5 protein-coding genes are annotated in these 3,642 nt (G+C 44.5%); 2 read left to right on the forward strand and 3 right to left on the reverse strand.

Annotated elements, in window-relative coordinates:
* Nucleotides 1–668: anthranilate phosphoribosyltransferase (gene trpD, locus IQ242_RS19395; protein ID WP_193961087.1), on the reverse strand; the 668-nt coding region annotated here is incomplete at its 3' end.
* Between the two features lie 79 nt (nucleotides 669–747).
* On the reverse strand, nucleotides 748–1,275 hold the full coding sequence (locus tag IQ242_RS19400) for a GIY-YIG nuclease family protein (RefSeq protein WP_193961088.1): 528 nt from the start codon (nucleotides 1,273–1,275) through the stop codon (nucleotides 748–750).
* Between the two features lie 233 nt (nucleotides 1,276–1,508).
* On the opposite strand from IQ242_RS19400, the gene IQ242_RS19405 reads away from it, so the two are divergent.
* Together IQ242_RS19405 and IQ242_RS19410 are read left to right on the forward strand one after the other, a co-directional pair.
* On the forward strand, nucleotides 1,509–2,096 hold the full coding sequence (locus tag IQ242_RS19405; RefSeq protein ID WP_193961089.1) for an L-threonylcarbamoyladenylate synthase: 588 nt from the start codon (nucleotides 1,509–1,511) through the stop codon (nucleotides 2,094–2,096).
* Nucleotides 2,051–2,908, forward strand: a complete 858-nt coding sequence (locus IQ242_RS19410) for a sensor histidine kinase KdpD (RefSeq protein ID WP_193961090.1) — start codon at nucleotides 2,051–2,053, stop codon at nucleotides 2,906–2,908. Before IQ242_RS19405 ends, IQ242_RS19410 begins: the two co-directional genes overlap by 46 nt.
* On the opposite strand, the gene IQ242_RS19415 is transcribed toward IQ242_RS19410, so the two are convergent.
* The gene (locus IQ242_RS19415; protein ID WP_193961091.1) at nucleotides 2,844–3,314 is read right to left on the reverse strand and encodes a GNAT family N-acetyltransferase; all 471 of its coding nucleotides are present in this window, start codon (nucleotides 3,312–3,314) and stop codon (nucleotides 2,844–2,846) included. The genes IQ242_RS19410 and IQ242_RS19415 overlap by 65 nt on opposite strands.
* Between the last annotated feature and the right edge of the window lie 328 nt (nucleotides 3,315–3,642).

Consider the following 3,642-nt stretch of genomic DNA (forward strand, 5'->3'; position numbering starts at 1 on the left):
ATAATCGCCTTTGGGGTTCCCATTTCTGCTAAAGCCGTGGCCATGGGGGTGAGAAATTGCCGGTCATAAACCCCGATAACTTGACCTGTGGGACGGAGAGGATTAACTAGAGGGCCCAGAAGATTAAAAACCGTGCGAACTTTCAGGGTTTTGCGGAGATTAGCCACACTTTTCAGGGCTGGATGCCAACCAGGGGCAAAAAGAAAGGTCACTCCCACCCCATCTAAAGCCGCCGCTACTTTCTCGCTAGGGGCGCTCAAATTAACCCCAAGATATTCTAAAACATCGGCCGAACCGACCTTGCTGGAGGCAGAGCGATTGCCGTGTTTAGCCACTTTTACGCCTCCGGCGGCCGCCACAAAAGCCACAGCAGTGGAAATATTAAAAGTTGCGGCCCCGTCACCGCCGGTGCCACAGGTATCGATAACGGGAGTAGTATGGGGTTTAGGGTCTTCTAAGCGAGATTGTTGCCGTAAAACTCCGGCCATTCCCGCTAATTCCGCGGCCGAGACTCCTTTTGCTTGCAAAGCCGCTAAAATCGCCCCCGATAAAACTTCTGGAATCTGGCCGTTTAACCATCCGGTCATTAGTTCTTCAGCTTGGTTAAGGGAAAGGGATTTTCGATCGAGTAGTTGCTGCAGTAGGTTTGGCCAGTCTTGATTGGTCATCGCTGTTCCATTGGTGTGGGGATGGGGCGATATACTATCATAGCGGTTTGTCTGGAGAATCGATCGCTCCTAGGAATTTTTACTTTAAATCGAGCAAACCCTGTTCTTTTAACTTAGGATTAAAACGAATTTCCATCTGTACTCCCCGTTTTTCTAGGGTTGATAAAATATCATTTTCTACTCGTCTGGATACCTGTTTTAATAACTTGATTTTCCCTAATTCATCAGCATTTTGATAAATTTCTTTTTCTGTGTCAGTCATGGCTAATTTAGCATCAATTGGTTCTGTCCAGAGTTTTTCATTGCCGATTACTGCCTGACTTTCTCTTAGCCAAGCTTGTTTAATCGATTCGAGAATAGTCCGATTAGGACGATCAATCAACTGTACTTTTAGCCAATAACAAGCGTGCGGCTGTCGGGCAAGATGTTGTTTTAAACTGAGATAAATATCACGAGAATAGCCGACAAACTCTAGGACTTGCTCTCGCTCAAAAATGGCATAAACCCCGATTTTTCCCTGTAAATCAGCAGAGATATTACCCGTGGCATCTAGGTAAGGAATATATTCTAATTGTTCGAGATTAGCAAAAGTATCAGACTCATTCATAATTAACTGTCGCTCATTGGTTGGAGATAGGTAGGTAGGTGTTAAAAACTTTCAGATACCCCGCTGATCAAGTAGGGTTGATTCAAGGTAGGGTTGATTCAAGGTAGGGTTGATTCAAGGTAGGGTTGATTCAAGGTAGGAAGGTAGGGTTGATTCATGAATCAACCCTACCCGTTTAAAATTGTACCAAAAAGTTTTAGGCTAAATTAGTCCCCAAAAATGATCAATTCTCAATGCCTACTGCTTCTCTTAACGAAATTGTTCACGCGGCCCTCAGTGGTCAAGTGGTTTCTTTTCCCACGGATACAGTTCCCGCTTTAGCAGTTTCTCCCCCCTATGCTGCCTTAATTTTTGCCGCTAAAAAACGGACTTTTGATAAACCTTTAATTCTCATGGCCGCCTCAGCAGCAGATTTATGGGATTATGTCAAGGGAAATCAGGAAGAAAGGGAGATTTGGCGGCAAATGACCGAAAAATACTGGCCCGGCTCCCTAACTTTGGTTTTACCTGCTTCTGAAAAAGTACCAAAAGTTCTTAACCCTAAGGATCCTAGCACGATTGGTATCCGAGTTCCTGCTCATGCGATCGCAAGAGAAATTCTTGGTCGAACTGGTGTTTTAGCGACCACAAGTGCTAATCTGTCAGGACAAGAGCCTTTATTAACTCCAGAAGCGATTATGACTACTTTTCCCTCGGTAACGGTGTTAGCTCCCACAGAAAGGCAAGCATGGGGAATAATCAATAGTGGACAACCCTCCACCGTCGCGCGTTGGCAATGTCAAAGATGGGATATCTTACGACAAGGGGCAGTTTTTCTGTAAATATGGACGATATTGAGGCTTTAAAACGGGAATTACAGCAAACTCGCCTCGCTTATCAGATGGCCGTGGCAATTAATCACCTCAAAAGCAGTTTTTTGGCACGGGTTGCCCACGAATTGCGATCGCCATTGAGCAGTATGATCAGTCTTCATCAACTGATTCTCGCCGATCTTTGCGAAAGTCCGGCCGAAGAAAGGGAATTTATCGCCCAGGGACAACTGGCGGGCCGTAAACTGATGGCAATGCTCGATGAGATGATTAATCTCTCCAAACTAGAGTCTGGTACTATACCTCTGGAGCGAGAAATTTTTTCTTTAACCAAACTCTGGCAAGATTGGGCAAGTTTAACCTATTTACAGGCAGCTAATCGCAATATTCAGCTTAAATTTAGCCCTTTAACCGATGATATTGCTATTGTTGCCGATTATCAGTGTTTATCCTCCGCTCTTGTCCTTCTCGTCGATGCAGTGATCACCAACTTAGCGAGCGGCTCTATTTGTATATCGGTAAGCGCCCTTGGCGAGAAAAAAGTCACTATTACCCTAGAATTTCCCAGGGAAATCGCTCTCTGGCAAATGCCAGAAATTTCTCCTTTGAGTTTAGAATCAAAGCCAGAAGAAGTCAAACAATTTACTCAAGCTCTCGGTCTTTCTCCCGGTCTTAAATTCCAGTTAGCGAAGGGAATTATCGAAGTATCGGGGGGGGAAATGAGCTTAGATCAAATCAATAACAATAGTCAGGACAAGCTCACACGGATCGTTTTTTCTTTACCTCGATCGCCGGACAGGAAAACTCCTCGGGATAACGATTAAATAATACCATCGTCGTCATGGCGTTGCTTTGGAAACCAATGCGCTGGTAAAATTGTTGTTGCTTAGTAGTCATCAAATAGACTCTTTCCACCCGATTTATTCGGGGATGGGCCAAGACTGTTTCTACTAATTTACGCCCTAAACCCGCTCCCTGGTAATCGGGATGAACGATCACATCCCAAATAGTTGCCCGATAAATGCCGTCGGAAATGGCGCGAGCAAAACCAATTAATTGCCGCTCATTCCACACCGTCACCACCGGATCACTATAGTCAATTGCGGTTTCTAAATCTTCTAAACGGCGATCTATTGCCCAAAATGCGGTTAAATTAAATAATTCTCGTAGTTGCAATAGATCTATCTTGCTTTTATCCTCGTCAAACTGAATCTGACTACAATCAATCATGATATTTCCTTAGTCTAAGACTGAAAAACAGGGGAAGATATTTTTCCGAGAAAGAGGATTCACGCTCGCTCGGACTGATTTATGAGCAATTTCCCCTAATCTATGTGTCTAATTATACTCAATGCCTCAGATAATCTCTAGTTGATTTATCGTGATTTCTTGACAAGTCATTAATCAGTGAGCGGGAGTCGGTCGTCGGTCGTCAGGAGATAGGAGTCAGGAGATAGGAGTCAGGAGATAGGAGTCAGGAGATAGGAGTCAGGAGATAGGAGTCAGGAGATAGGAGTCAGGAGATAGGAGTCAGGAGATAGGAGTCAGGAGATAGGAG

Source organism: Microcystis sp. LEGE 08355 (assembly GCF_015207185.1).
Taxonomy (GTDB): Bacteria; Cyanobacteriota; Cyanobacteriia; order Cyanobacteriales; family Microcystaceae; genus Microcystis; species Microcystis panniformis.